Source organism: Bartonella queenslandensis AUST/NH15 (genome assembly GCF_000312585.1).
Taxonomy (GTDB): domain Bacteria; phylum Pseudomonadota; class Alphaproteobacteria; order Rhizobiales; family Rhizobiaceae; genus Bartonella; species Bartonella queenslandensis_A.
This window is the reverse complement of sequence record NZ_HE997985.1, coordinates 45,431-47,741: the sequence shown is the minus strand read 5'-3', so window position 1 is coordinate 47,741 and position 2,311 is coordinate 45,431. Positions and strand designations below refer to the sequence as shown.

2 protein-coding genes are annotated in these 2,311 nt (G+C 34.7%); one reads left to right on the top strand and one right to left on the bottom strand.

Features of this window, described 5'->3' with window-relative positions:
* The coding region (locus BN338_RS02260; protein ID WP_039758631.1) for a ribonuclease E/G at window positions 1-1,470 on the top strand (1,470 nt) is incomplete at its 5' end.
* Window positions 1,471-1,545: 75 nt separating this feature from the next.
* On the opposite strand, the gene BN338_RS02255 is transcribed toward BN338_RS02260, so the two are convergent.
* Window positions 1,546-2,157, bottom strand: a complete 612-nt coding sequence (locus BN338_RS02255; RefSeq protein WP_039758629.1) for an invasion associated locus B family protein — start codon at window positions 2,155-2,157, stop codon at window positions 1,546-1,548.
* Window positions 2,158-2,311 lie beyond the last annotated feature (154 nt).

Below are 2,311 nucleotides of genomic sequence, written 5' to 3'. Positions count from 1 at the left end.
ATTAATCAAACAGAAGCACTTGTTGCTATTGACGTAAATTCTGGACGCTCTACAAAAGAATTCTCTGTCGAAAAGACAGCCTTACAAACTAATCTTGAAGCTGCAGAAGAAGTAGCGCGTCAATTACGCTTGCGTGACCTTGCTGGTTTAATCGTGATTGATTTTATTGACATGCTTGAAGAACGCAATGTGCGACTGGTCGAAAAAAAATTAAAAGACTGTTTAAAAAATGATCGTGCTCGTATTCAAGTTGGTCATATTTCACACTTCGGCCTTTTAGAAATGAGCCGTCAACGTATTCGTATATCCGTTTTAGAAAGTACAACACAGCCCTGCCCTCATTGCGCAGGAACAGGAAGTATACGTTCTGAATCATCAATTGCTTTACATGTCATGCGCTCAATTGAAGAATATCTTCTTCATAATTCGCAATATAATATTATTGTGCGCACACCCGTAGCAACAGCACTTTATGTATTAAATCATAAACGCAATATTCTTGTTAATTTAGAAGCACGCTTTAAACTTAATATTAGTATTGAAGCAGATGATAGCATTGGAACGCAACATCTTGTTATTTCTAAAGGCACAATAGCAGAAAGCATTTCTCAATCTTCATTGGAAGATGATAATAAGCAAGAAATTGAAGATTCTGTTTTCATAAAAAGTGAATCTATTGAAAATCCCCCTCTCACTGAAACAAATCAAAAACGTCAACGCAAAAATCGTCACGATGAAGCGACGGATCATTCTCTCTCCACTGTTCATAAAAAAGAAGATGCCCTGAATGATGATTCTTATCGTCGAGGACGCCGTCGAGGACGTCGTGGTGGTCGACGCAATCAAGATAATAGCTTTTTTCAGATTCGCGTTCCTTACGCAGAACCAGTAGGAGATTTTGCTAAGCAGGCTTTAGCAGAAATTAAAGCAGCGCATCGTAAACGTCGTGTTCCATCCGCTAAATCTTCTAAACTTGAAGAAATAAAAGATGATACACAAATTCTCGATGTACAACAGCAAGATGAAGCGACAAAAGTTGATACAAATATTAAATCTAAAAAACGTAAAACACGTCCTTCAAAGGCAGTAGAAAATAATCTTTCTCTAGAGAATAATCAAAATGTTGCAGAACAAAAATCTCTTGAAGAAAAGCCTAAAAACAGTTCAGTCCGTAAAGTTAAAACAAAAAAAGCAGATAAATCTGTTCATGAAGTAGAGGATAAAACTCCTGAAAATGGTAAGAAATCAACACGTAGAACACGTAAAAAATCATCCTCTAAAGAAACACCAGAAATACAAAAAACATTCGAGGAAGCAAGTGTAACGGAGATGGGAGAAGTTATCAAATCTTCTCCGTCCCAAATTGAAAAAACAATTAACCAACCCGTTGTTATCTCATCAGAGTCTAATGACGCTCCTAAAACTGCACGTATTGGTTGGTGGAAACGTAGAACTCTTTCAAAAAATTAACAATAAAAAAAACGCCACAATTTTTTGTGGCGGTTTGAATAAACAACTATAGAAAAAATTTCAACAAATTTTATATTATTTTTGTTTAGCTTTCTCTTGCTCTGCCCGCATACGCTCTTCAATTTCTTTTTGATTTGATTGAATGGCTTGCTGCAACTTTATTTGCTCTTGTTGAAAATCTTTTTCTTCCATACCAGGACCGGTATACGCAGAAGTAAATCCATTAAGAGAAAATTCGATAGGATTAGCTGAACCACGGAAATTAACTGTGGTTACAACCATTTTTGTACCACTTTTCATAGCTGCGATAAGCTTATCATCTAAGACATCATTAGCAATACAGCTTGGTCCATTACAAATGATATAAGGAATTTTTTTAGAGAAGCCATCACCTATTTGAATGTGAACACCTTCTGGTAAAAAACGGCCTGTAGGCACTTGAATACCTATACGCTTTTCATTTTGCTTCCCTTTTATTTCAACAAGATTAAAAGCCGTTAAAGGTTGTCCCGTATTTGATAATACAGTATTCATTGTATTGCAAATATCAACATCATGCTGCTTACTGCAAACTTTGTACCAACCTTGTGATAAAGTTTGCGCATTTGCAGAAATACCAGCTATAAGAAAAAGGGCAGCCGCTCCAACTAATACGGAAACAGCAGAATAGACATTTTTATGCGACATAATTAAGTTAATCCTTTCAACGCACTCTTAAGTAACTTTAAAAATATTAAATATAATCTCAAATTAAATTTATTAAATTATAATGAAATAATACTTAATTTAATTATTTTTACTCAATATAAAAAAAAAAGTCAAATTTAGAGAAAAAACTACG

Excerpts from the sequence above, each read along its gene's own strand:
- BN338_RS02255 (WP_039758629.1), bottom strand. The coding sequence starts at position 2,157 with ATGTCGCATAAAAATGTCTATTCTGCTGTTTCCGTATTAGTTGGAGCG.